Consider the following 25518-nt stretch of genomic DNA (forward strand, 5'->3'; position numbering starts at 1 on the left):
AAAGCTAATTATGACCGGTCATTGAGAACGTCCTAGCTCCGGGAAGGGCTTCCTCGATATATTCTGGAAATTCGGCGCTGATCACATCGATAATCGATAGTGTTCCCGAAAGATGCTTGCGCAAGGCCTCGGCTGCTGAATTCGGATCCCCAGACGCAATGGCATCGATAATTGCCTGATGGTCTGCGAGAACTGTTTCCATCTTACCCGGCATTGGCAAATGAAGCCGTCGAAGCCTGTCAAGATGCACGCTCTGCCTGCGGACATTCGCCCAAAGCTGCGCAATACCGGCCTTCTCATAGAGCCATCGATGGAACTCACGATCGATTGCATCGAACTTGTCATAAGTCTCGGGGCTTGCCACAGCTCTCTGCCGTGACAAAATCTCGCGCAATTCATCGGCCGTTTCCGTTGGAGCGCTGCTGGTCAGTCGCCGCACGGCCTCAAGCTCAATGGACAGCCGTAGAAATTGCGCCTGCCTCGCGTGATCGACATCAATCTTGGCGACAACCGTTGCATATTGCGGATAAACTTCGACAAGTCCCTCCTCCTGCAGACGCATCAGCGAATCGCGAACAGGCGTCTGACTCACGCCGAATTCCAGCTGGAGTGAGGCCCGAGAAAGTACCGTGCCCGGCACAAGCTCAACTTTCAGGATCCGTTCGCGCAAGATCTCATGCACTTGCAGTGCCACCGGCCTAGAACGGTCCAATTGACCACGCCTTATAACGTCACCCATTTATCGTTTCCATCAACCCCAATAACGCCAGCACATCTAGAACATAAATCTCGCAATGATGCACTGATGTTTTAGTGCTTCAATATGTTTATTCGCTTTGGGAGTAACGCGAAGCCAGGGCAAGCGCCCATCATTTTCGGGAGGATAGTTCTGCGATTGTTCATCAGCGGCGTAACTGCAATTGCTAGGGTGATGGGACCGGCTTGTCCGAGCATGGCGCGGGAAAAGACGAGTATCGATCACCCGTCAACCTGGCATTCTGGATCTCGCAAGCCATGGGATGGAGACACAGAAACTCATCGAGAAACAAACCGCCGAGGAACGGCTCGAAGGCGTTACCGTCGAGAGGCGCACGGCGCTGCTGACCGTAATGGCCATCGCATTTCGAGGTCTTTTCGCGCAGTGGCAACCGGCTCGGCGGCACGACGGAATGCTCTTGCCATAGACTCATTGCCATTGGAGCACTAATGCATCAGTATATCTTTGGCAGAGAGAAATGAGTTGCGCACCTGGCGAACCTGATATCTTTTGAGGACATCATGACAGACTATATCCTTTCCGAGGCGACACGCGCCAAATTCAAGAAAATCTCCACGGCATCGATTGCGACCGCGCTCTACAAGCGCGGGCTGCGAAACCAGTTCATTCAGGGTGTCATTCCGGTTTCTCCAAAAGCCGAAAACATGGTTGGCCAGGCTTTCACGTTGCGATACATCCCTGCACGCGAGGACCGCAATCCAATCACCGTCTTTCGTGATCCCCAGCATCCCCAACGCGTCGCAATGGAAACCTGCCCTCCAGGCTGGGTCCTGGTCATGGACGCGCGCAAGGACGCACGAGCTGCAACTGCTGGATCTATTCTTATCACCCGCCTGGCGCTTCGCGGCGCTGCCGGGGTCGTTTCAGACGGTGGTTTTCGCGATGCCAACGGCATAGGCGAACTGGACATGCCGGCCTATTATGCCAAGCCCTCTGCACCAACCAACCTGACGCTGCATGAAGCCTTGGACATCAATGTGCCGATTTCGTGCGGCGACGCCCCGGTTTTTCCAGGGGACGTGCTGGTCGGAGATCGCGATGGCGTTATGGTCATTCCGGCGCATCTGGCAGATGAGCTCGCTGACGAATGCACCGGAATGGAAAGCTACGAGGATTTTGTTCTTGAACAGGTCAAAGCCGGTGATGCGATCATCGGCCTATATCCTCAAACAAAGGACGAATACCGAGAAAAATATGAGGCTTGGCGCAAGAAACACGGACGCTGAGCGACCACAGCGTACAGACTTAAAACCTGCGCGCTCAATCTTTAGCATCATGATTTCAATGAACTGGAGTGAAAATCGTGTTTAAACCACATGGCCAGCATCTGGTCGCCGGAGAATGGGTAGCAACAGCCGAAACCTTCTCCAACGATCCGGCACATGGCGAGATATCTAATTTTTCGGTCGGAACAGTAGATCTGGTCAACCGCGCTTGCGCGGCCGCAGAAGAGGCATTCTGGTCCTACGGCTATACCAGCAGGGCGCAACGCGCGGCCTTTCTCAACGCGATCGCGGACGAGATCGAGGCGCGCGCCGAAGCGATAACTAAAATCGGTAGTGCCGAAACCGGTTTGCCTGCCGCCCGCCTGCAGGGTGAGCGAGGTCGAACGACTGGACAATTGAGGCTTTTCGCCGACCATATCCTCAAGGGCGATTATCTCGATCGCCGACATGACGAGGCTCAGCCGGATCGCAAACCTGCACCTCGACCGGAAATACGGCTGATGCAACGTCCAGTTGGGCCGGTCGCCGTATTTGGCGCATCAAACTTTCCTTTGGCGTTTTCCACAGCCGGCGGCGATACGGCTGCAGCGCTTGCCGCGGGTTGCCCCGTTGTGGTCAAAGCCCATTCGGCGCATCCAGGCACCAGCGAGATCGTCGCAGAGGCCATTTTTGCCGCCATCAAAAGCTGCGGCATTCATCCGGGAACCTTCTCGCTTATCCAGGGCGGCAAGCGGGACGTCGGCCACGCTCTGGTCAAAAACCCGTTCATCAAGGCTGTCGGCTTCACCGGCTCACTCGCGGGCGGTAGAGCATTGTTCGATCTTTGCGCACAGCGCCCCGAACCGATCCCGTTCTTTGGTGAACTCGGATCGGTCAACCCGATGTTCGTACTTCCAGGCGCGCTGAAGGAGAAGGCAACAGAACTTGCGGCCGGTTGGGCGGGATCGCTTGTCATGGGAGCCGGGCAATTCTGCACCAATCCGGGCATCGCGATCGTTCCTCGCGGCAGCGAAGGCGATGCTTTCGTCGCGGCAACGGCCGAAGCTCTTGCCAAGACCGCCCCGCAAACCATGCTGACGTCAGGGATAGCGCAGGCATATCACGACGGAAAGGCGCGCTTTGATGGCCGCAATTCCGTTCGCTCAGTGCTTGCAACCGAAAGCACCGGACGTGAATGCCGCCCAAATCTCTACGAGGTGCAGGCCGAGGCATTCATCGAAGATCATGCTCTATCCGAGGAAGTCTTCGGCCCGCTTGGCCTTGTCGTGCGCGTCGCTTCGGCTGATGAAATGCCTGCATTGGCAAAGAATTTCGAGGGCCAGCTTACGGCCACAATGCAGATGGCGGATGAAGACACCGCTCTTGCTCGGAATTTGCTTCCTATCCTTGAGCGCAAGGCGGGACGGGTTCTGGTCAACGGTTTTCCAACGGGCGTCGAGGTCGTGGACTCCATGGTTCACGGCGGTCCTTATCCCGCTAGCACCAATTTCGGCGCAACCTCGGTCGGAACCATGTCTATCCGACGGTTTCTGCGGCCCGTGAGCTATCAGAACATTCCGGCCGGCGTCCTGCCGGACGATCTGGCTTGATAAAATCGAGGCCCCGATCGCATTGATACGCATCGGGGCCGCGGTTTTGCCGGCATTCTAAAGAATGCTGTGACCCAATCTATCCGAACAAAAATCAAAGCGCTTGTTTTTGCGCGCTCATGATCCGTGCGGAAATGTTGTTTGTCACCTAGGTCTTGCACGCGCTAAACGCGCCATTTTCGATTCTCAGAACCTTGCCCAAATTGAGCGTCGACTTCGGGTCCAAGGCTGCTTTCATCGTCAGCATGAGATCATGTTCCACTTGGCTGCGATATTGGGCGACCGCACCGTTTTTCACAAAACCCAACCCATGCTCGGCAGACATGGAGCCGTTCATCGACAGCGCCATGGTGTGAATGATGGATTGGATTTCATTGCTACGGCTAAGAAATTGCTCAGAGTCAGAACCCAGCGGTTGCAGCAGGCCAAAATGGATATTTCCATCTCCAAGATGGCCGAAGGCAATAACGCGTCCCATTGGAACAAGTGCGAGCACGGCACGCGAACAGGCATCCATGAATGCCGGAACGGCGGAAAGAGGCAAGGAGATATCTGTGGTGATCACAGCCCCTTCCATGAAGTCCGCCTCCGCTAATCCTTCGCGCAGTGCCCAGAAATCCCTGTTTTGCTGGATGGACTGGGCAATCGCCGCATCGACGACCAACTCTGATTCAAACGCTTGAGACAGAATGGTTTCGAACAGTTCGCGAACTCTCTCCTCTCCGTCATTCGATCTGAACTCAATCAGCAATTGCCAGTCCTGTAGCTCCCCGAGTGGAAAGCGGGTTGATGGAAAATGCTTGAACACAAGTTCGAGCCCGGCGCGTGGCATCAGTTCGAAAGTGGTGAGGCTTTCACCTCCGTGCTTCTTGCACAGGATTAGAAGATCAAGCGCAGACTGCAGAGACGAAACGGTGCAGACTGCTGCGACAGCCGTGCTGGGCATGGGGAAAAGTTTAAGAACGGCTCCTGTAACGATGCCGAGCGTTCCTTCGCTGCCGATGAAGAGATGCTTGAGATCATAGCCGGTGTTATCCTTGCGAAGCGCCCGCATTCCATCAAGAATGCGACCGTCCGCGAGTACGACTTCGAGACCGAGAACGAGGTCGCGCATGTTGCCGTAACGCAAGACATTCGTGCCGCCCGCATTGCTGGCAATATTGCCGCCGATCTGGCAGCTGCCTTCCGATCCGAGCTTTAAGGGGAATAGTCGATCTGCCTGCTCGGCTGCCTGCTGTACGGAGGCAAGTGTGCAGCCGGCATCGACTGAAATCGTGTCGTTGAACATATCGATGCCACGGATACGATTGAGCCTGGACAGGTTGACGATGATCTCGCCACCCTGACCTGTCGGAATGGAACCGCAGGCCAGCGAGGTATTCCCGCCTTGCGGCACGATCTTCAGCCCGTTGTCGTTGCAGATCCTTGCTATCTCCGAGACTTCGAAGGTGGTTGACGGTTTCAGGACAAGGAGAGGATCGGCAAAAAAGCGTCCGACCCAGTCGGTCGCATGGCTTCGGCGCTCGGCTTCGTCGGCGCTCCAGCCTTGCGCGCCAACGACCTGCTTGAGGCTTTCGATGACCGAAGCTGTAGGGCTGGTTGAGGGCGTGGATATGGGATCGGCCATTATCTTCTGTGTTGTTTAGAGCGTTTCTCCCGAAGCAGGAAATCCGCTTCGGGAGACATGCTTCAACGATGATCAGGACCGCGGCGAAACAGCCGGGCTAAATCGGATCAGGCTCAGAATTTCAAAAAGCATCTGTGCACCATTATGGGCCGTATTCGTGGTTGCATCGTATTGCGGTGCGACTTCCACGACGTCGCCGCCGACAAAGTTCAGGCCCTTCAGTCCATGCAGGATATCGAGCGCCTGACGGTTGGTCAGGCCGCCGATTTCCGGTGTGCCAGTGCCGGGAGCGAAGGCCGGATCGAGGCTGTCGATATCGAACGAGAGATAGGTCGGTCCGTCGCCAACGACTTCGCGTGCCTTTGCAATGACCGCCTCGATGCCCATCCTGCCGATTTCCTCGGCATGGATGACCGTCATGCCGCTCTCATAGGAAAATTCCCAGAGATATTCGGCGGCGCCGCGAATGCCGATCTGGATCACGCGGGTCGGATCAAGCACGCCGTCGAGAACAGCATTGCGGAAAGGTCCGCCGTGATGGAACTTCGTCAGGTCATAGGCACCGCCGGTATCGCAATGGGCATCGATATGGATCATGCCGACCGGTTTGTCACGACCAACAGCCTTGAGGATCGGGTGTGTGATGGAATGGTCGCCGCCGACGGCCAGCGGGATGACATTGGCATCGATGACCTTGTTGAAATGCGCCTCGATATCCTCGTGGCTCATTTCCAGCCGGTAACGGCTGCGGAACGGCACGTCACCGATATCGGCCACGTTGATCTCGAAAAGTGGTGCGGTTTTCAGCACGTGGTTATAAGGTCCGACACGCTCGATCGATCGCAAGGCGCGCGGCCCGAAACGAGAGCCAGGTCGATTGGTGACGCCAAGATCCATCGGAACGCCGATCAGCGCTACATCGAGATCGGAGAGATCCGGCTTTGCCGGATCGATCTGCCGGTAAGTCGCGTCGAGCAAGGTCGGGATGCCGCTGAACGGCGCTGCCCGTGTTCCGGAAGCCGAGAAAATGCGGTCGGCGACCGCGCGAAATTCCGGGTCGTGGATGCTTCCGCCATGGCCTTCGCCATATCGTTCGCGCAGACGCTTGAGCGCTTCTTCATCGAGAGCCATGGTCAAATCCTTCACTATGCTAACTGTTTATCGGGCCGAAGCCGCCTCGAGCGTCTCGTAATGATCGGTGATCTCAGCTCCAGTGGCAATCCAGACGTCGCCCTTGTCGATGACGTGCTTGAGGAAATCGCGCAGGATATGCCAACGCATCGGCCGGCCCGAGACCTGCGGATGAAGCACGAGCGTGGTAACGCCACCCCAGGCATGGGTCGCCTCGAATTCGTCTTTCCACAGCTGGAGCACGGGATCGCGGCCGAAGAGCGGACGCGAGCTGGTGCGGCTCGACATACCGAAATTCCAGTCGTCGAACGCGAAATTGACGGGGATTTCAACAGGCCCGACCGCACCATCTGTGCCGGCGTGGCGATAGGGGAGAATGTCGTCGCGGAAAGAGCTGGAATAGCGAATTCCGGCCTTCTTCAGATAAGCGAGCAGTTCGGGAAAGTTTTCGCCGGATGGCGCGCGGTAGCCGACCGGGCGGATGCCGAGAGCCGATTTTAGCGCGTCAAAACCGCGGTCGATCTCTTCAAAGGCCTCATCGAGCTTGGTCCGGTCCGGAAGCTTGTGAAGGTAACCGTGATGGCCGATTTCGTGGCCGCCAGCGACCATCGCCTCGCATTGCGCTGGGTGGGCGAGTGCCGTCCAGCCGGGCGTGAAGAACGTGCCCTTCAGGTCCAGTTCCGCCATCAGTTCGAGTATCTTGGCGATGCCCACGCGCGCGTCGTAACCGCCATGCGATGTCGTGACCATCCGGTCGACATTGGAGGGATTGTTGCCGATCCAGGCGGTCTCGGCATCAACGTCGAAGCCGATGAACAAGGCGCTCTTTGCACCATTCGGCCAGATCATCTTCGGTGTCGCTGGAGCGGGGTTCAGCGGGCGTGGGGAAAGATCGAATGTCATCTCTTGAGCTTTCAACGGAAGGTGGGGATGCTGTCGGCATTGCCTGCCATCAGCGCTTCGATTTCAGAGCAGTCTTCGATTTGTTCGAGCGAGCCCAAGGTTTTCCACAAGACTTCGACTTGATCGGATGGCAGGCTCATCGCCACAAGTTCGCGGAACTTGGCTTCGACGACAGCTGCCTGCATTGGCCGCTCGGCGGAACCGGTCGCGCGGGGAACCATGCGATCGACCACCATGCCATCCTTGAACCGAAGCGTCACGACCGGCTCGGCCATCGGATCCATGGCCTCATCGACCGCAACATCAATCCGGTCCATCATCGCATGGACATCAGGATGGTGACGATGCTCTTCGGTATAAGCCTGCAGACCGGCCGTGCCGAATGTGCAGCGCGCCGCCAGCGCATAGGGAAGGCTCATCTGTGTCGGGGCCATCGCAGCGCCCACCTTGGCGCCGCACATGTCTTTGAGCATGGCGCTCATGCGAAGGTCGATATGCTGAATATCGGAGGCGTTTTGCCCGGTTTCCGACAGGAGGTCTTCAAGTGCATCAACGGCCGAATGCGCACCGCGGCAGGATGCATAAGGCTTCAGCACAGCTCGATTGACCTTCCAGACTTCGCCCAAGCCTTCGGCAAGCAATTCGGGCTGGCAGGCGGACTTGTTATAGGATTTGAAAAAACCACCCCATACATCATCGAAAACGCGGGATGGGCCGGCAAAGCCGTTTGAGGCCAGCAAGGCCGCGAGCAGGCCGCCTTCGGCAGCGCGGCCGGCGTGAAGCTTCTTCGCCTGCGAGCCGTCATGAATGAAGGCCCAAAGGCCGGAGGAAAAACTCGTGGCCAGAGTGATGGCATCCCGTGTCGCGGCTGCATCGAGACCGAGCAGGTTGGCGCATGCGGCCGCCGCTCCAATAGTGCCGCAGGTGCCGGTCGAGTGCCACCCGAGACTATTATGGGCATCATAACCGCCCGTCGCCTCCAGGACGCGTCGCCCGACATCATAGCCTGCGACCACAGCGGTGATCATCCGCTGGCCGTCCATTGGTCGACCTATCTCGTGCAACGCCGAGAACAGGGCCGGCAGCACCACGGCGCCGGAATGGTCGCAGCCGCCGGAATCGTCCAGCTCGAAAGCATGCGCGGCACAGCCGTTGAGAATTGCAGCGTCACGGGTCGAGGCAGCAAGACCGGTTCCCCACAACGGGACGGGACCGGCGGGTCGAAGTGACTTTACCGAAATGGCGAACTCGTTGGAGCGCGCGCCAGCCAGGGCGGCGCCCAGCGTATCGGCAACATGGATCTTGGCTTTGGCAACGACATTCGCCGGCAGGGCGTCATAGTCGAGAGAGGAAACGAAGCGGGCCAGCCTGTCGACCGGCGAGTCGGCGAGAGAACGGTTCATGGGATGCTCTGGAGATGCTCGACGAAGCGGCCATCTTCAAGGCAGATGCCGCAGAAGCGTCCGGACGCGAGATTTCGCGTCCGGACATCCTGATATGGGCGTTACTTGACGGCTTCGCCGTTGATGTAGATGCCGTCGAGCATCGTGCCTTCGAGACCGTGCTTGGCATAGATGGCCTTGTATTCGCCGGATGCCATCAGAGCCTTGAGGGCCGCTGCATAGGCATCGCGCAGGGCCGGATCCTTCTTGGAGAAGGCAATACCCTGGTAGACAGCCGTGAAGGGCTCGCCGACGATGGCATAGGTGTTCTTCTCCAGGTTGGTCAGGTATGGAAGGGTTTCAGACCCCTGGACTGCGCCGTCAAGGCGGCCCTGCTTCAGCTGGGCGCGCGCATCCGCCGAACCTTCAGTGCCGACGACCTTGATGGCTGACAGTCCCTTTGCTTCGCAGTTGGCGGCGCTCCACTTCGCCGTTTCATCCGGGAAGGAGGTACGACGGCTCATGCCGATCGTCTTGCCGCAGAAGTCGGCAGGTGTCTTGAACTCTTCCTTGCGTGAAGCCGAGGTGTAGAATTGTGCACCGGACTTCATGTAATCGACGAAGTCGAGCGTCTCGCGACGCTTCGGCAAGTCACTCATGCCGCTATGGATAAGGTCTACGCGACCGGTTTCCAGCGAGGAAACCATCTGCTCGAAGCCGATATCGGCCCATTCGACGGTGGTACCGAGCTGCTTTGCCAGCGCCAGGCCGAGATCGATGTCAACACCCATCAGCGTGTTGGTGGCCGGATCCTTGTATTCCATCGGCGGGTAGTTCGGCTGGTTGGCAACGACGACCTTGCCGGCGGTCTTGACGCGGTCCGGCAGCCCCTCGGCATGTGCGGCCGTCGATGCCAGAACTGCCGCGAGGGCAATGAATGCAGTCTTCATGTAAGTTCCCCTTATTGAACCTGGATTGGATTGATGTTTGTTTTCTGATTTGCGGGCAGGAAAATTCCTGCCTGCCCGATTGTCTCAACTATGCACAGCCCTGATGAATTCCGCAGTGCGCGGGCTTTTCGGTGAGGTCAGGACTTCCGATGCCGGGCCGATCTCAACCATCTTTCCCGCCTCCATGAAGGCCACGGTGTTGGCGACATTTCGGGCGAAGCCGAGTTCGTGGGTCACCACGATCATCGTCATGCCACTCGCGGCGAGATCCTTCATCACGTCCAGCACTTCTGAAACGAGTTCCGGGTCGAGTGCAGACGTCGGCTCGTCGAACAGGATCAGATCGGGGCGCATGCACATCGCACGGGCGATTGCCACGCGCTGCTGCTGGCCACCGGAAAGCTGCGACGGATAATGACCAATCTTGTCGCTCAACCCGACGCGAACGAGAATATCCTCGGCGCGCTTGCGAACTTCCGCCACAGGCTCCTTTAGAACCTGAACGGGGCCTTCCATCACGTTTTCCAGCGCAGTCATGTGCGGGAAAAGATTGAACCTCTGAAAGACCATGCCGACCCGCCGGCGCTGGCGCGCCATGTCCGCATCGTTGATCTCGTGAAGGTTGTTGCCTTCACGGCGATAACCCACCAGTTCGTCATTCACCCAGATCGCACCCGAGTTCATTTTCTCGAGCTGGTTGATGCAGCGGAGGAACGTGCTTTTTCCCGATCCCGACGGGCCTATGATGCAGCAGACTTCGCCCTTGGCGATCTCCAGATTGACCTTGTCGAGGGCGGTGAACGGGCCGTAGAGCTTGGTAACGTCGACGGCCTTTACGATAATATCCTTGGTCATCTCACACCTCACATCGACGCCGTGATGGACTTGCTGCCGCGGCCGAAATAGCGCTCGATATAGTACTGGCCGATCGACAGAAGAGTGACGACGACGAGGTACCAGAAGCACGCGACCAGAAGCAGTTCGAGCACGCGGGTATTGGCGAAGTAGATGATCTGGGCGTTGTGGAGGATCTCCGAATACTGGATGACGCTGGCAAGCGAAGTCAGCTTGACCATGCCGATCACCTCGTTTCCAATCGGCGGCACCATGACACGCATGGCCTGCGGCAGCACGATACGACGAAGCATCTTGAACTGCGTCATACCGATCGCGCGGGCGGCCTCATATTGGCCGCTGTCAACCGACAGAAGACCACTTCGCACGACTTCCGACGTGTAGGCACCCTGCGAAATGCCGAGACCGAGCATGGCGGCGACAAACGGCGTCATGATATCGACGGTGCGGAACTCGAATAAACCGGGGATGCCCATCGTCGGAAAGATCAGCGCCAGGTTGAACCAGATCATCAGCTGCAGCAGCGCAGGCGCTCCACGGAAGATCCAGACGTAACCGATCGCGATCGAGGAAAGCACCGGATTGCCGGATACACGCATGATCGCAATGACGACGCCGAGGACGATGCCCAGCGCCATTGCTGCAACGGTCATGATCAGCGTACTCTTCAATCCGTCCAAAATGGCCGGGGCGAAGAGGAAGTCGCGAACATAACTCCATTCGATCTGGCCGACGCTGAAGGCGCGCACGATCGCCGCGAGGATCAGCAGCACGATGGCTGCTGCGATCATCCGCCCGATATGGCGTTTCGGCACCAGTTTCAGATGGGCGATTTCGTATTTCTGGTCAGTCGTCGAAGATGTTACGTCTACTGAGCTCATCGCGCGCCTCGCGTCTGCTGCGGTACGGCTGCTGCGCCCGCCTGAAGCAGTTCGGCGGCAGCGAAAGCGGCCTTGGCCTCCAATGCGGCATTGAAGCGCGCAATCTGATCGCGCACGCTTGCCGGCGAGGTGGAACCATAACCGGTACGGCTTGCAAGCGCACCTTCGATCGTGATGGCGTTTAGAACGCCAGAGTTCAGGCGATCATCGATATTCGGCAGATCGGCTTCCGTCAGGCCGGCCAGATCGTGGCCGTGTTCCTCACAGTAACGGACGACAGCACCGGTGATTTCGTGAGCCTGGGCAAACGGTACGCCCTGCGAGACCAGCCAGTCGGCAACTTCGGTTGCCAGCGTGAAACCCTTAGGCGCTTCCTCACGCAGCTTGGCCACGTCGAATTCCAGCGTTTCAACCATGCCCGCAAAAGCCGGCAGGATGAGTTCGAGAACGTCGAGGCTCTCGAACAGGACGCGCTTGTCTTCGGCGAGGTCGCGGTTATAGGCAAGCGGCATGGCCTTCATCGTCGCCAGGAAGCCCGCGACGTTGCCGATCAGCGTGCCGCTCATGCCACGCGTCAACTCGGCGATATCCGGGTTCTTCTTCTGCGGCATGATCGACGAGCCGGTTGAATAGCTGTCATGCAACTTGACCCAGCTGAATTGTTTGGAGGCCCAGATGCAGATTTCTTCCGCCAGACGCGACAGGCTGACGCCGACCAGCGAGCAGATGAACAGGAATTCTGCAACATGGTCACGCGCTGCGACGGCGTCGATCGAGTTTTCGCAGGCAGCGGAATAACCGAGCTCGATGGCAGCCAGATCCGGCCGGTTGACGATGCCTGAACCTGCAAGAGCGGCTGCACCGAGCGGAGAACGATCGAAGCGGCGATCGAAATCCTCGAAACGCTCGATATCGCGCAACAGGCTCTGCGCATGCGCCATAAGATGATGGCCGAGCACGATAGGCTGTGCCGGCTGCAGGTGAGTAAAGCCGGGCATTACGGTTTCGGTATGCTTTGCAGCCTGTGCGGCGAGCGACTTCTCGACATCGATGATGCCTCGCGAGATTTCGCGGGCCATGCGACGCAGATAGAGGCGGGTGTTGTTGGCGGTCTGGTCGTTGCGCGAACGTCCGGCACGCAACTTGCCGCCGAGGGCGCCGAGACGCTGCATCAGCAGGCGCTCGATGAAGGTGTGAATGTCCTCGTCCGACGGGATCGGCTCTTCGCGTTTTTCGGCAATGTCGAGCTCGATCTGATCGAGTGCGGCACGAATCGTGGTGAATTCAGTCTCGTCCAATACGCCAGCGCGCTTGAGTTCGGAAGCATGCGCGCGGGAACCGGCCAGATCTTCGCGATAGAGACGGAAATACGAGGGATGTGCGCGAGAGAGATTGGCAAGTGCTTCGGACGGGCCGGACTTGAAACGCCCACCCCAAAGCTGTGTCGGTTCAGACATCAGTGTTCCCTTATTTGTCAAAAATTTAGGCAACGGTCTCACTGGGCCTATAAAGAGGCAAGCGAAGATAATTGGTTGCCCTATGAAGAAAGCGACTAGCCAGTGGATGGTATAGTGCCTATTCTGAAAACAGCTATGGCAAGGTGATGCGGGTTCACATGAGATGCGCCCCATATCCCTTCTCTTTCCGCATTCCGTTTTGTCCGACATGTGCGTGCAACGGAGCGCCAAATGCTGCATGAGGTCGAAGTGGCAGGTCGTAAACAATTCCCTTCCATGACGGGACTGCAAGTGCTGCTGGCCGTGGCTGAAAGAGGGTCTACCAGCGCCGCAGCCGAGCCCATGTCGCTGTCACAGAGTGCAGTCAGCAAGCAGTTGATAAATCTTGAAGAAGCCATTGGCGGCCCCGCCTTCATTCGCACGCCGAACGGCATGATCTCGACGGAGCTGGGAAGCATTTATATCGAGCATGCACGCACTGCCATCAAGGCGATGGAAGACGCAGCCCTGAAAGTTTCACGTCTGAAACCCGGGCCTCGCGTGCTTCGCCTTCAGGTGCCGCCGATCTTCGGGGATCGCTGGCTCCTGCCGCGCTTCGCTCAGTTTACCGAGGCTCATCCGGAAATCGAGGTTCAGTTCACGACCTTCGTCTCCAAGACCCAGACCGAAGTTCCCGATGGTATGGTTCGTTTCGTTGTAAAGCCGTCTGATGAGGAGGAGGGAGACTATCTGTTTGGTCACGATATCCGTCTTGTCAGTGCGCCCTCTTATTGGGAAAAAATAGGCGAGCCGGCATCGGTCGAAGCTGCTTCGAAAGGTGTAATGCTTGAACATCCCCAGACACCATTTCACTGGCCATTTCTGGCGGCCTTTCACGGTAGTCCAACTCTCGAAGCACGCCATACGATGCGGTTTGGTTATTATACAATGGTGATACGTGCCGCTCTCGCTGGCCAGGGCATGGCGCTGATTCCGCAGGGGCTGATCGCTGAGGAACTTGTCTCCGGCCGTCTCGTGAACCCCGCAGGTATCGGCTACCGCAGCGATTACGGCTATTGGTTCGCGCGTCCGCGCAGTCTTCCCACAAGCCAGTCCATGCGGCTTTTCACGCAATGGATTAACAGGGAAGGCGCTCTCGCAAGAGATTAGGTACCCGGCACCAGCCGGAGGCGGACTACGTCCAGAATATCGATGAGATTCTGATCTACCGGGCTATTCAGAAGATGAATAGAACGCCTCGATATTTCATACCAGCGTCCATTGCTTTGTGCTGCCCCCCTGCGGCATTCTTTCCAAGTCATAACAACAAAGGCGCGACCTGATCACTCGTGCAGAGCCATGCTCTGCGCGCGAGTTGGCTTGCGTCGTTAAAGAGGCTGGAACACATGCTTAGACGCCGAACTTTCCTTCAGGCCGCTGCGGCCGCGACGATTATCGGGAGCCCCTCCATTACACGTGCGGCGTCGCAATCGACCTTGCGCTTCATTCCCGTCATCGATCTTGCCTTTCTTGATCCCGTCGCCACGACCGCTCAGGTGAGCCGTACCCACGGATACATGGTTTTCGACACGCTCTATGGAATGAGCAAGAACCTCGAAGTGTCGCCGCAGATGGTTGAGGGTCACACGGTCGAGGACGACGGAAAGCTCTGGACGCTGACGCTGCGCGACGGGCTGTTCTGGCATGATGGCGAGAAGGTTCTGGCGCGCGATTGCGTTGCAAGTATCCGCCGCTGGGCAGCACGCGACACCTATGGCAGCTCGCTGATGCAGGTGACGGACGAGCTTTCGGCACCGGACGACAAGACCATCCGCTTCCGCCTGAAGCGTCCATTCCCCTATCTTCCTCTGGCGCTTGGAAAAGTGGCCTCGCCGGCCTGCTTCATGATGCCGGAAAGGCTTGCCAATACGGATCCCTTCAAGCAGATCCCGGAAATGATCGGCAGCGGCCCTTTCCGCTATGTCGCCAGCGAGCGTGTACCGGGCTCGCGCAATGTCTATGAACGGTTCGACAAGTACAAGCCGCGTGAAAGCGGCACACCGGACTGGACCGCCGGACCCAAGATCGTCAATTTCGATCGCGTCGAATGGACCACGATGCCGGACGCGGCGACCGGAACGACCGCTGTCCAGGCCGGCGAGCAGGACTGGCAGGAAGCGATGCCGCATGATTTCATGCCGCTTGTCGAGGCCGATTCCAACCTGCGAACCCAGATCCTCGACGAGCTAGGCTTCACCTGCCAGATGCGCGTCAATCATCTGCAACCGCCTTTCAACAATCCGGCCATCCGCAAGGCCCTGCTCGGGGCCATCGATCAGGAAGCGTTCATGACGGCGGTCGCCGGCTCGGATCCACGCTTCCGTTATTCGCCGCTCGGTTATTTCACCCCGAATACCCCGATGGCCAGCAAGAGCGGCCTCGACGTGTTCACCGGTCCGCGCAACTATGAAAAGGTCAAGGCCGAGCTCAAGGCCGCAGGCTACAATGGAGAAAAGGTCGTACTGCTCGTTCCTGCCGATTCACTCGCTCAGAAGCCGCTTGGCGATATCGCAGCCGATGTGATGCGCAAGGCCGGCATGAACGTCGAATATGTGGCGATCGACTTCGGATCGGTCCTTAAGCGGCGCGTCAACAAGGGCACGGCAGAAGAAGGCGGCTGGAACGCATTCGTCGGCAACTGGCAGGGCATCGACTGGTTGAACCCGCTCGGCCACAGCACGCTTCGCGGCGATGGCGTCTTTCCCGGTTGGTACAAAAGCGACAAGATGGAAGCCCTTCGCACACAGTGGATCGAGACTGCGGACGCTGGCGAACAGGTCCGCATCGCAGACGATATCCAGAAGCTGTCTTTCGAGGAAGTGCCCTATTATCCGATCGGCCAGTACAAGCAGCCCGCTCTGCACCGCGCCGATATCGAGGGTATCATGAAGGGCACGTCCGTCTTCTGGAACGTCCGCCGCGTCTGACCCCAATTCGATCCCTGGGGCCGCCCGTCTCGTTTCGAACGGGCTGGCCCCACCAAGCCGGAGCCGGCTTCTCGCCTTCGGGCGGGCCGGCCATCACACCAGCAGAAGCCTCAATTCCATGCCCCCTAGCATTCAGCAGATTCTCTCCGCCGTCGAAGCACGCCGTGGCGATGTCGAACATCTTTTCGCGTCACTTGCGGCCGGTAGCCCGGGCAAGCCCGGCATCCTTCGCGACACATACGGTGCCGGCGAGAATTTCGCACATTCACTCATCGCCGACCACGCAAAGGCACTATCCCTGACCGTTACGCGGGACGCTGCCCTCAACACATTTGTCACCTGGCAAGGCAGTAACCCGCAGGCAGGCTCAATCATCATGGGCTCGCATCTCGACAGCGTCCCGCATGGCGGCAATTTTGATGGCGCTGCAGGGGTTGTCGCCGGACTGACGGTAATCGCCGCCCTGAAGGACTTGGGCATCAAGCCCGCTTGCGATGTCATCGCCATGGGCGTCAGGGCGGAAGAAAGCGTCTGGTTCGGCGTTTCCTATATCGGCAGCCGGTCGGCATTGGGTAGCTTGCCGGATGGCGGGCTAGAAGCCCGCCGGATCGATACAAACCGGACACTGGCCGAACATATCGCCGAATGCGGCGGCGATCCGCAAGCAATCGCCCGCCGGGAAAAATCCCTTGATGCCTCTTCCATACGGGCGTTTCTGGAGGTCCATATCGAGCAGGCCCCCAGCCTTGCCGAGATGCAGGTGCCGCTTGCGATCTGCAGCGGCATTCCGGGCAATTTCCGCTATCCGGAAGCAACTATCATCGGCCGCCAGGACCATGTCGGCACGCCCCGACGTTTTCGCCGAGATGCGGCGATGGCGGCAGCAGACCTTGCCATGGCAATGGATGCAAAATGGCGCGAGGAGGAGGCAGCCGGCGTGCCGCTGGCGATGACATTCGGGCGTTTCCACACGGACTCGGCCATCCATGGCATGACCAGCGTGCCGGGCGCTTTCGCGTTCAGCCTCGATGTCCGTGCCTACGATCCCTCTGTGCTTGCCCGTCTCGAGGCTTTTTTCCTTGAACAGGTCGCTCGTATCGAACGCGAACGTGGCGTGCATTTCGAACTCGGCAAGCGCGCCAGTGCGGCTGTCGGTGTCATGTCGCAGAAGATCATCTCGGAAATGCAGACCACGGCCACGGCCGCCGGCCTCGACGTGACCCAGATCGGCAGCCCGGCCTCGCATGACGCGGCAGCCTTTGCGGAAGCCGGTGTCGCCTCGACCATGCTTTTCGTTCGCAATGAAAACGGCAGTCACAATCCGGACGAAGCCATGGAGATCGACGATTTCATGAAGGCATGCGCCCTGCTTGCCTTGTGGGTCGCCGACCATGTCGATTCCCCTCTGAAAAAAACAGCTACGCGAGTGAATACCCTCGCCGAAAACAGCGCATAAGGGGAAAGTCCATGTATGCCTATATTCTGAGACGCATCCTGGCGACCATCCCGGTGATGCTGATCGTCGCCTTCATCGTCTTCTCACTTCTTTATCTAACGCCTGGCGACCCTGCGGCGGTGATCGCCGGCGAACACGCGACGGCTGAGGACATTGCGCGCATTCGCGCCAATCTCGGTCTGAACGATCCATTCCTCCTCAGGTTCGGCAGTTGGATCGCATCGATCATGCAGTTCGATCTCGGCACATCCCTTTTGACCAATATGCCTGTGTCGCAAATGATCGGGCAGCGGATCGAACCGACATTGTCCCTGATGCTGCCGACCCTCATGCTGGCGGTCTGCATCGCCGTACCGCTCGGCGTCATCGCCGCATGGCGCGCCGGCACCAAGGTCGATCACTTCATCACCGTTTTTGCCGTCCTCGGTTTTTCCGTTCCCGTCTTCGTCGTCGGTTATGCGCTGGTCTGGAGTTTTTCCCTGAAGCTCGGCTGGTTGCCGGTTCAGGGTTATGCGCCGATCGGCCAAGGTGTTTCGCGCTGGTTCCAGCATCTCGTCCTGCCGTGTCTGACGCTGAGTTCAGCCTATATCGCACTGATTACCCGCATCACCCGAACGGCCGTGCTGGAAGTGCTGCAGCAGGATTACATCCGCACCGCCGAAGCAAAGGGCGTCGGTCGTCGCGCCATCCTGTTCGTCCATGCGCTGAAGAACGCCTCGGTTCCCATCATCACCGTCATCGGCATCGGGGTCGCGCTTCTTATCGGCGGCGCCGTCGTGACGGAAAGCGTGTTTGCCATTCCGGGCCTCGGACGCCTGACGATGGAATCGATCATGCGGCGCGACTACCCGATCGTCCTGCTGTTTTCCATTTCCTACGTTCTCGTCAACCTGCTGATCGACATCGCCTACACCTTCGTCGATCCACGCATCCGCTATTGAAGGGAGCGAAACGATGTCTGCCATCAACACATCCGCAAGCGGCTTCCTCAAGGAAACGACGCGTTATCCCACTGTCATTGCCGGAGCCATCCTGCTCGGCATCATCCTTCTGATCGCATTTCTCACACCGCTGCTGTCGAACACCGATCCGTCCTACATCGACGCTGCACGCCGCGCCCAGCTTGCCTCGGCCAGCCACTGGTTCGGCACAGACATGCTCGGTCGCGACCTCTATACGCGCGTTCTCTACGGTGCCCAGGTCTCGTTGATCGTAGGCTTTGCGGTGGCGGTTCTGTCGACCATTGGCGGTCTTGCCATCGGCCTGATGTCGGGTTTCGTCAAGGCGATCGACGCCGTCGTGATGCGGTTTATGGACGGCCTCATGTCCATTCCGGCGATCCTGCTTGCCGTGGCGCTGATGTCGATCAGCAAAGGATCGGTGACCAACGTCATCATCGCCATCACCATTGCGGAAATCCCGCGAACGGCGCGCCTGGTGCGCGGCACGGTGCTCAGCTTGCGTGAGCAGCCCTATGTCGAAGCCGCCGTCGCCGGAGGCACGCGCCTGCCAACGATCATTTTCAAGCACATCCTTCCCAACACGCTTGCGCCTCTAATCGTCCAGGCGACCTATGTCTGCGCCAGCGCGATGATTTCGGAATCGATCCTGTCCTTCATCGGAGCGGGCGTGCCTCCCGTCATTCCGTCCTGGGGCAATATCATGGCGGAGGGGCGTGCCCTCTGGCTGGTGAAGCCCTTCATCATCTTTTACCCGGCAGTCTTCCTGTCGATCACGGTCCTCGCCATCAATCTCCTCGGCGATGGTCTGCGTGACATGCTGGATCCCCGCAATGCCCAAAGAACGACGTCCCGGTGAGCGCCATGATCATGTCAGACACTCTTCATCCGGCACCTGAAACGACTTCCGATGCAGTCCTTTCCGTGCGCGACCTCACCGTTTCCTTCGGTTCTGCCGATTACTGGAAATCTGTCGTCCGCAATATTTCCTTCGATGTCGGCGCCAACGAGACTGTCGCCGTGGTCGGCGAGTCCGGGTCAGGCAAGAGCGTTACGGCTCTTGCAATTATGCGGCTCCTGCCCAAGGCGACAAGCCGGATCGACGGCCAAATATTGCTCAACGGCCGCAATGTGCTCGATCTGCCGCCGCAGGCCATGCAGGCCCTGCGCGGTGATGAGGCGGCAATGGTCTTCCAGGAGCCGATGACCAGCCTCAATCCGGTGCTGACCATCGGCTTCCAGCTGGCGGAAGCGTTAAAATGGCATCGCGATCTTTCCAATGCCGAGGCGCTCGCCGAGGCACGCAGGCTGCTCGACCGTGTCCGCATTCCGGCCGCCGAACGGCGGCTGGCGGAGTATCCGCACAACCTTTCCGGCGGGATGCGGCAACGCGTTATGATCGCGATGGCGCTCGCCTGCCGCCCGAAACTGCTCATTGCTGACGAGCCGACGACGGCGCTCGACGTCACCATCCAGGCGCAGATCCTCGACCTCATTCGGGAATTGCAGGCCGATGGCGGCATGTCCGTGCTTTTCATTACCCACGATATGGGCGTCGTCGCCGAGATCGCCGACCGCACGGTGGTGATGTTCCGAGGCGATCAGGTGGAAACCGAGCGTACCGAAGCGATATTCCAGCACCCCGCCCATCCTTACACAAGGGCATTGCTGGCTTCCGTGCCTCGGCTCGGCTCCATGCGCGGCACCGAACTACCGGTTCCTTTCCCCAAAGTGGATATGGAAACCGGCGCAATTCAGGAACCGGAGAAACCGGCAGCGGCACCGGCTGGTTACCGGCCGATGGTCCTTGACGTGCAGAACCTGGTGACGCGGTTCGACATCCGTTCAGGCCTGCTCAACCGCATCTCAGGGCGGGTTCATGCGGTCGAGAATGTTTCCTTTTCGATCGCCGAAGGCGAAACGCTGGCGCTGGTCGGAGAATCCGGTTGCGGCAAGTCGACGACCGGGCGCTCGATCATGAGGCTGACCGAGCCGGTCTCGGGCTCCATCACCGTCGACGGTTTCGATGCCAAGTCGGTTCGTGGCCCCGATCTGCGTCGGATGCGTCGAAGCATCCAGATGATCTTTCAGGATCCATTCTCCAGCCTTAATCCCCGCGCGCGGATTGGTTCTTCGATTGCCGAGCCTTTCCTCGAACACGGCCTTGGCACACGCGCTGAGGCCATGGAGAAGGTCGCGGAAATTCTGCGCCGTGTCGGCCTGGGGCCGGATGCGATCGACCGGTTTCCACACCAGTTCTCCGGCGGCCAGCGTCAGCGCATCTGCATAGCGCGTGCGCTTATGCTGGACCCGAAGCTGATCGTCGCCGATGAATCCGTCTCGGCGCTGGACGTTTCCGTGAAGGCACAGGTCGTCAACCTGATGATGGAATTGCAGGCGTCTCTCGGCGTCTCCTTCCTCTTCATCAGTCACGACATGTCGGTGGTGGAACGCATCGCCCATCGGGTGGCAGTCATGTATCTGGGCGAAATCGTAGAGATCGGCTCGCGGACCGCAATTTTCGAGGACCCGCAGCATCCCTATACCAAGCGCCTGCTTTCAGCCGTCCCGATCCCCGATCCCACTTTACGCCGGGGGCCAAGCGCCGCTGCGCCATTGGAATTGAAAAGCCCCATTCGCTCGATCGACTATGTTCCGCAAAAGCGCGAATTCCGCGAGATTTCAGCGGATCACAAGGTTCAGGTCTGGGGGAAGGAATGGGAAACGGAAGCCTGAAGAGGTTCATATCGGCAGATCACAAGCGAGGAACCTGTCGTATTTGCCAGATGAATTCGCAGATGATCGGGCTTGCCTCCCGATCATCTGCCTGCTGATCAGGCCCCGAAAGCCGCCCTAGCTTCCGGCATATCCCATATGCGGGCGATAGCGGCACTTCCTGCCGCGGTGATTACTGCCTCATCACCCAGCGTGTAGCCGCCATTCTCGACCAGAACCCGGCCATCGACGATGGCACTGTCGATATTGGCCCTGTTGGCGAGCGCGACAAGCGCCTTCATGGGATCGAACAGCGGCTGCAGATGAGGATGGGTCATGTCGACTATCGTCAAATCTGCGGTGGCGCCGGGGCGGATTTCTCCGAGATCAGGGCGCTTGATGGCGGCCGCGGCCTGCGCCGTTACGGCATCGATCATCGTCTGCGAGGATGCGACGGTCGCATCGCCAGAAACGACCTTGGAAATCATCGCTGCCGCGTTGATCTCTCCGAGCAGGTCCATATTGTAACCGTCGGTTCCGACCACCGTCCGAATGCCCTTTTCGGCAAAACGGGAGAAGGCGGCCGTCTTGCCCGTGCGCGCGAAGACACGCGGGCAGTTGAGAACCGTCATGTCACGTTTCGCCATCAGGTCGAGATCGCTGTCGGAGCATGCGATGCAGTGAGCCGCAAGCAAATCCGGTCCAAGCAGCCCCAACCAGTCGAGATATTCCGCAGGGGTGCGCCCGTTGTATCGCTGGCCAATCACTTCGACTTCCCGCACGCTCTGGGCAAGATGAGTTGTCACCTGGACACCGAGTTCGCGGGCACGTGCATGCGCTGCCCTCAACAAGTCGGGATCGCAGGTATCCGTGGCATGCGGGCTCATCGTGACCTGGATACGCCCGCCGTCCAGTCCATGCCATTTGCCGTGGATATCGCTCCATGTCGCGAGATCTCGCTCGGAATCGCTTCCTGACGCATCGGCGACATCATATTGCACGACACCCTTTGCATCCGCCTTGGGGTTGGCGCTGGAAAACAGATAGGGAGCACCATAGAAACGCAGTCCCATTTCGAGCGCCGCATCGAACATTTCGGGTATCCCGTTGCGGAACGGTTCCATCACCGTCGTCGCACCACCCTTGAGAAGCTGCAGGATGCCAAGGCGGCCGATCGCCATGCGTTCCTCGGGCGTCAGGATGTCGATGCCGCTTTTCGTCAGAGGCAGAAGCACGCTGTAGACGACGCTCTGGCTATTCTTGCGACCGCCACCATCCTCCGCATGGGTACGGGCGACAGCTTCAGAGAAGCAGTGATTGTGCAGGTTCAACAATCCCGGAAGAATGAACCGTCCGGGACGGTCGAGCACATGATCGGCACTCGCCGGCCGGGATGCGGAAACGGCAGCGATCCGGTCTCCTTCGATCACCACCCACTGGTCGCGTTTGACAACCGGCAAGCCTTCCTCGCGAACGAGGACGTAGCTGCCATAAACGGCTGTGGTTCCTGTTGCCTTCTGCGGCACTTGCGGCATGTCCTTACTCCATTAATCGTGAAAACGCGCCGTCCTCAGGCCTCTCGACACGCAGTTGCGGCGCGCCCGCAAGGCGCATCGCCGCGATGCTTTCATGGCCTCCGTTGCTTCGAGCGACGAGTTCGGATTGATGATCAGTATCTGCATGACTTTTATTCGAGGAAAGGAAGCCGACAAAGCACTTGGCGCTGGATTTGCAGGTTCACAAAATCCGGAGCACCTGATTGCCATAGCTTAGCCGAGAGGTGCTCATGGCGGCAGTCGAGACGGCTATTATAAAAACCGTCCTGCTATTCGAGGTGATTATAGGGGAATGAGTTCCCATGCGGCATACTATTTGCATATTGAATGGAACAGCATGGATATATCGAGCGAAATTATATGAACCTGCGTCAACTGGAACTGCTTCGGGCGGTCATTCGCAACGAAACGACGATAGGCGCGGGGCGTGAGCTAGGGCTCTCTCAGCCGGCGGTCAGCAATGCAATCAAGCATCTGGAAACGCAACTCGGCTTTCCCCTGTTCGAGCGGATTAACAACCGCCTGTTTCCGACCATGGAAGCGCGTTCGCTGTATGAAGACTCCGAGCCGATCTTCTCGCTGCACGCCGCGCTTGAATTGCGGGTGCAGGACTTTCGGGAACACAAGGCCGGCCATGTGCGGATCATTGCGACCCCGCCCATGGGTTACAGCATCATCCCCAAGGCGCTGTCGGCGTTCCGACGCGATATGCCCAATGTGAAGGTCTCCTTCGATGTACGGCGATTGGAGCATGTGCTGGACAGCGTCGACGCCGGCATTGCAGAGCTGGGCTTTGTCATGGCGCTGGGCGAGCACCAGCCGATGCTTGACACCGAACGGCTCTACTCCGGCAGCATGGTTTGCGTCATGCCGCTCGGACATCCACTTGCGGATAAAACCATCATCATGCCGGAGGATTTGGCACAGCACACGTTCATTGCGCTCGACCGCCACACGCGCATGGGAAATCTTGTTCGCTCAATTTTCGACAAGGCCAACGTGCCGTATCAATTCTCGATCGAGGTTCGCTATTGCCACGCGGCCTGCATATTGGCCAGCAATGGGGTAGGGGTTGCGATCGTCGATCCATTATCGCCGCTCTGTGTACAACAGGATGCGATCGTGGTGCGCCCGCTCAGCACGTCCTGCGAGGTCAGTGCGTCGGCCGTGCAATCAGGGAAAAGGCCGTTATCGCGTGTGGCAAGAGCCTTTCTTCGAAGCGTTAAGGTCGCGATGGAACAACACACCACACGGAATACAAAGGCTTGAGCCTTCTATTCACGTGGTCGCACTCCCTGAGTACTTTTGGCCCTGACTATAATAAATCGGGCAGGATTATTCGGCGCGCGAATAGACATTCTTGCCAACCGCCCGGTTTTCATCACGTCAGCCCGATCTAGTCCAAATGCGACTAGATTCTACGAAATTAATTCGTTGGGCTGAAAAAATTCTCATTCGCATTCTTTCCGCGCATACCAGTCCGGCACCGCTAGCGGCCGGATACTCTGTGACAAAGAAAAAATGGGAACAGATATGAAAAGTGCAAAATCAATATTCGCCCCGGCCGTTTTTCTCGCCGCGACACTGCTTGCTCCATACACCTCGAATGCCTCCGATCTTGTCGTGCCGCCGGCACTGAAGGAAAAAGGCAGCATAATTGTCGCGATCGAATCGACCTATCCGCCGATGGCCTATCGGAACCCAAAGACCAATGAGCGACTTGGCTTCAATGTCGACCTGGTCACCGCAATGGCCCAAAAAATGGGTATTGAGGTCAAATGGGAAGAACTGAGTTTCGAACAGTTGGCGACCGCCTTGGAAGTTGGGCGCGTCGATCTGGTGGGAACTGCGATCAGCGATCTTCCGAGCCGCCGCGAGAAAATGACATTCGTGGATTATCTGCGCACCGGGGCACAGCCCTTCACGACCGTTGCCAATGCGCAAAAGTTGAAGACCAGTGCCGACCTCTGCGGATTGACCGTAGGAGCGCCCAGCTCAACGAATTATTTCCCTGCTACAAAAGCATGGAATGAAAAGAATTGCGTCGGCACCGGCAAGGCTGCAATGACCGTGAACGGCACGCAAGGCGCCACTGCGGCGCGCCTGGATCTCAAGCAGGGCCGTCTCGATGCCGCCGTGCTTGGCCCGGAATATGTAAGCCACCTGATGCGAGACGAGCCTGACACCTATGTTCTCGTAGGCGACCCGCTGATCGAGACGCTTTTCGGTCTTGCCGTTAGCAAGAAAGATCCGGCCATGCGGGACGCGGTGGCAGGAGCGGTCACCTCCCTCATCAAGGACGGTACCTATATGTCCCTGCTCAAGAAGTACGGCCTGGAAAGACAAGCGATGGCCGAGGTGAAAATCGACGCAGGCCAGTAATAGCCGCCGAAAGGCAAGCCTTCTTTCCCTTCGGCCGTCATCATGGCCGAAGGTATCTCTTTCAGGAATTCAAGCAGGTCAATGACAGACACGATTACCATCGATTTTTCGGAAATAGAGCCGCGTGACAAATACAAGATCATGATCGGCACGATCGTACCCAGGCCAATCGCCTGGGTAACGACTGTCGACGCCGGCGGCCGGCCCAATGCAGCCCCCTACAGCTTTTTCGGTTGCCTCAGTTCCGATCCGCCGATCATCGGCCTGGGCATCGAATACCGAGCCGATGGCCGTTCAAAGGACACCGCTCGCAACATTCGCGATGTCGGCGTTTTTACGGTGAACATAGTCTCCCATTCGCTCGCCGATGCAATGAACACCACTGCTTTCCCATTTGACGAACATGTCAACGAAGCCGAAATGGTGGGATTGACCCTTCGTACGGGCATCAAGGTCGCGTCTCCGGCAATCGCTGAATCTCCCGCGGCGCTGGAATGCAGGCTGCATAGCTTCATCGACCTGGGCAAATCGCGAGAGATTATTCTCGGCGAGATCGTCGCCGCACGACTGCGAAGCGACATCGTCAACGAGCGGTTCCACATAGACCCAATAGCACTCGACGCCGTTGGAAGGATGGGAGGTAGCGCCTATTCAACAACGAGAGACTGTTTCGATATCAAGCCGCCCACCCTGTGAAATCTACGT

The 25518-nt window shown here is 58.4% G+C and carries 21 protein-coding genes; 11 read left to right on the forward strand and 10 right to left on the reverse strand.

The window, feature by feature from the left end:
- Positions 1–4 precede the first annotated feature (4 nt).
- Positions 5–739: a GntR family transcriptional regulator gene (locus MRBLMR1_RS21965; protein WP_148146799.1), complete on the reverse strand. Its 735-nt coding sequence runs from the start codon at positions 737–739 to the stop codon at positions 5–7.
- A 539-nt stretch (positions 740–1278) separates the two neighbouring features.
- On the opposite strand from MRBLMR1_RS21965, the gene MRBLMR1_RS21970 reads away from it, so the two are divergent.
- Both MRBLMR1_RS21970 and MRBLMR1_RS21975 read left to right on the forward strand, forming a co-directional pair.
- The gene (locus MRBLMR1_RS21970) at positions 1279–2004 is read left to right on the forward strand and encodes a ribonuclease activity regulator RraA (RefSeq protein WP_148146797.1); all 726 of its coding nucleotides are present in this window, start codon (positions 1279–1281) and stop codon (positions 2002–2004) included.
- 74 nt (positions 2005–2078) lie between these two features.
- Positions 2079–3593: an aldehyde dehydrogenase (NADP(+)) gene (locus MRBLMR1_RS21975; RefSeq protein ID WP_148147061.1), complete on the forward strand. Its 1515-nt coding sequence runs from the start codon at positions 2079–2081 to the stop codon at positions 3591–3593.
- A gap of 148 nt (positions 3594–3741) precedes the next feature.
- Here the strand turns inward: MRBLMR1_RS21975 and MRBLMR1_RS21980 are convergent, their stop codons facing one another.
- From MRBLMR1_RS21980 to argH, 8 genes are all read right to left on the reverse strand, one after another.
- Positions 3742–5220: an FAD-binding oxidoreductase gene (locus MRBLMR1_RS21980; RefSeq protein WP_183685554.1), complete on the reverse strand. Its 1479-nt coding sequence runs from the start codon at positions 5218–5220 to the stop codon at positions 3742–3744.
- Positions 5221–5292: 72 nt separating this feature from the next.
- On the reverse strand, positions 5293–6351 hold the full coding sequence (speB, locus tag MRBLMR1_RS21985) for an agmatinase (RefSeq protein WP_148146794.1): 1059 nt from the start codon (positions 6349–6351) through the stop codon (positions 5293–5295).
- Between the two features lie 27 nt (positions 6352–6378).
- Entirely contained in the window at positions 6379–7254 is an 876-nt protein-coding gene (locus MRBLMR1_RS21990; protein WP_183685552.1) for a polysaccharide deacetylase family protein, read from the reverse strand.
- A gap of 11 nt (positions 7255–7265) precedes the next feature.
- Positions 7266–8657 carry an MmgE/PrpD family protein gene (locus tag MRBLMR1_RS21995; protein ID WP_148146790.1) on the reverse strand — a complete coding sequence of 464 codons (1392 nt, stop codon included), beginning with the start codon at positions 8655–8657 and terminating at the stop codon, positions 7266–7268.
- A 101-nt stretch (positions 8658–8758) separates the two neighbouring features.
- On the reverse strand, positions 8759–9586 hold the full coding sequence (locus MRBLMR1_RS22000; protein WP_148146788.1) for an ABC transporter substrate-binding protein: 828 nt from the start codon (positions 9584–9586) through the stop codon (positions 8759–8761).
- A gap of 84 nt (positions 9587–9670) precedes the next feature.
- On the reverse strand, positions 9671–10441 hold the full coding sequence (locus MRBLMR1_RS22005; RefSeq protein WP_148146786.1) for an amino acid ABC transporter ATP-binding protein: 771 nt from the start codon (positions 10439–10441) through the stop codon (positions 9671–9673).
- A gap of 8 nt (positions 10442–10449) precedes the next feature.
- Positions 10450–11322 (reverse strand): amino acid ABC transporter permease, encoded by an 873-nt coding sequence (locus MRBLMR1_RS22010; protein WP_148146784.1) that lies wholly within the window; start codon positions 11320–11322, stop codon positions 10450–10452.
- Positions 11319–12779: an argininosuccinate lyase gene (argH, locus tag MRBLMR1_RS22015; protein ID WP_148146782.1), complete on the reverse strand. Its 1461-nt coding sequence runs from the start codon at positions 12777–12779 to the stop codon at positions 11319–11321. The genes MRBLMR1_RS22010 and argH overlap by 4 nt, the downstream gene beginning before the upstream one ends.
- A 231-nt stretch (positions 12780–13010) precedes the next feature.
- Here argH and MRBLMR1_RS22020 point away from each other — a divergent pair, with 231 nt between their 5' ends.
- The 6 genes from MRBLMR1_RS22020 to MRBLMR1_RS22045 all read left to right on the forward strand — a co-directional run bounded on the left by MRBLMR1_RS22020 (position 13011) and on the right by MRBLMR1_RS22045 (position 20896).
- On the forward strand, positions 13011–13928 hold the full coding sequence (locus MRBLMR1_RS22020; protein WP_183685551.1) for a LysR family transcriptional regulator: 918 nt from the start codon (positions 13011–13013) through the stop codon (positions 13926–13928).
- A 236-nt stretch (positions 13929–14164) separates the two neighbouring features.
- Entirely contained in the window at positions 14165–15745 is a 1581-nt protein-coding gene (locus MRBLMR1_RS22025) for an ABC transporter substrate-binding protein (RefSeq protein ID WP_500066226.1), read from the forward strand.
- Between the two features lie 118 nt (positions 15746–15863).
- Positions 15864–17201 (forward strand): hydantoinase/carbamoylase family amidase, encoded by a 1338-nt coding sequence (locus MRBLMR1_RS22030; protein ID WP_148146779.1) that lies wholly within the window; start codon positions 15864–15866, stop codon positions 17199–17201.
- 11 nt (positions 17202–17212) lie between these two features.
- Complete coding sequence (locus tag MRBLMR1_RS22035; protein ID WP_500066230.1) at positions 17213–18142, forward strand: ABC transporter permease; 930 nt, start codon at positions 17213–17215, stop codon at positions 18140–18142.
- 13 nt (positions 18143–18155) lie between these two features.
- Positions 18156–19019 (forward strand): ABC transporter permease, encoded by an 864-nt coding sequence (locus MRBLMR1_RS22040; RefSeq protein WP_148146776.1) that lies wholly within the window; start codon positions 18156–18158, stop codon positions 19017–19019.
- Positions 19020–19024: 5 nt separating this feature from the next.
- Positions 19025–20896 (forward strand): ABC transporter ATP-binding protein, encoded by a 1872-nt coding sequence (locus MRBLMR1_RS22045; protein ID WP_500066232.1) that lies wholly within the window; start codon positions 19025–19027, stop codon positions 20894–20896.
- Between the two features lie 98 nt (positions 20897–20994).
- Here the strand turns inward: MRBLMR1_RS22045 and MRBLMR1_RS22050 are convergent, their stop codons facing one another.
- Positions 20995–22410 carry an amidohydrolase family protein gene (locus tag MRBLMR1_RS22050; protein ID WP_148146772.1) on the reverse strand — a complete coding sequence of 472 codons (1416 nt, stop codon included), beginning with the start codon at positions 22408–22410 and terminating at the stop codon, positions 20995–20997.
- A 381-nt stretch (positions 22411–22791) separates the two neighbouring features.
- On the opposite strand from MRBLMR1_RS22050, the gene MRBLMR1_RS22055 reads away from it, so the two are divergent.
- The 3 genes from MRBLMR1_RS22055 (at position 22792) to MRBLMR1_RS22065 (ending at position 25509) form a co-directional block, all read left to right on the forward strand.
- Positions 22792–23700, forward strand: a complete 909-nt coding sequence (locus tag MRBLMR1_RS22055; RefSeq protein WP_206826591.1) for a LysR family transcriptional regulator — start codon at positions 22792–22794, stop codon at positions 23698–23700.
- 354 nt (positions 23701–24054) lie between these two features.
- The gene (locus MRBLMR1_RS22060; protein ID WP_404946293.1) at positions 24055–24813 is read left to right on the forward strand and encodes a transporter substrate-binding domain-containing protein; all 759 of its coding nucleotides are present in this window, start codon (positions 24055–24057) and stop codon (positions 24811–24813) included.
- Positions 24814–24894: 81 nt separating this feature from the next.
- The gene (locus MRBLMR1_RS22065; protein ID WP_148146765.1) at positions 24895–25509 is read left to right on the forward strand and encodes a flavin reductase family protein; all 615 of its coding nucleotides are present in this window, start codon (positions 24895–24897) and stop codon (positions 25507–25509) included.
- The last annotated feature ends 9 nt before the right edge of the window (positions 25510–25518 follow it).

Source organism: Neorhizobium sp. LMR1-1-1.1 (assembly GCF_040675795.1).
Classification (GTDB): domain Bacteria; phylum Pseudomonadota; class Alphaproteobacteria; order Rhizobiales; family Rhizobiaceae; genus Neorhizobium; species Neorhizobium cellulosilyticum.